An 870-nucleotide genomic window follows, 5' to 3' on the forward strand; every position below is an offset into this window, starting at 1 on the left:
TCCTGTTCGCTCCCCACGCTCTCGTGCCTCAGCGTCAATACTGACCCAGCCGGCCGCCTTCGCCACTGGTGTTCTTCGTAATATCTATGCATTTCACCGCTACACTACGAATTCCACCGACCTCTGTCAGATTCAAGACACCCAGTATCCAAGGCCATTTTACCGTTAAGCGGCAAGATTTCACCTCAGACTTAAGCGCCAGCCTACGCACCCTTTACACCCAATGATTCCGGACAACGCTTGCACCCTCCGTATTACCGCGGCTGCTGGCACGGAGTTAGCCGGTGCTGATTCAATTGGTACCGTCAATACAGGTCGAAACCCGTACATTCTTCCCAAACAAAAGCCGTTTACAACCCATAGGGCCGTCTTCCGGCACGCGGCGTGGCTGCGTCAGGGTTTCCCCCATTGCGCAAGATTCCTCACTGCTGCCTCCCGTAGGAGTCTGGACCGTGTCTCAGTTCCAGTGTGGGGGATCATCCTCTCAGACCCCCTAGCCATCATCGCCTTGGTAGGCCGTTACCCTACCAACTAACTAATGGCACGCAGACCCATCTATAACCTTCCGAAGAATTTAACAACTGTGACCATGCGGCCCCGCTGCATTATGCGGTATTAGCCACCCTTTCGAGTGGTTATCCCCCTGTTATAGGCAGGTTGTCTGCGCGTTACTCACCCGTGCGCCAGTCTCCAGAAAGAGCAAGCTCCTTCCTTCTCCTTCGACTTGCATGTGTTAGGCCCGCCGCCAGCGTTCGTCCTGAGCCAGGATCAAACTCTCCATTGTAATATCTAAACTACACTCTTCAAGTCCGTCCAAGGCTCACTCAATAATCTGTCTATACTTCACTACCATCAAAGAACAATTCCCCG

General features: G+C 53.3%; 1 rRNA gene. It reads right to left on the bottom strand.

Annotated features, from left to right (window positions below):
* Positions 1–784: ribosomal RNA gene (locus BG260_RS13680) — 16S ribosomal RNA — on the bottom strand; the annotation flags it as partial.
* Positions 785–870: the final 86 nt, after the last annotated feature.

Source organism: Rhodohalobacter halophilus (assembly GCF_001715195.1).
Classification (GTDB): domain Bacteria; phylum Bacteroidota; class Rhodothermia; order Balneolales; family Balneolaceae; genus Rhodohalobacter; species Rhodohalobacter halophilus.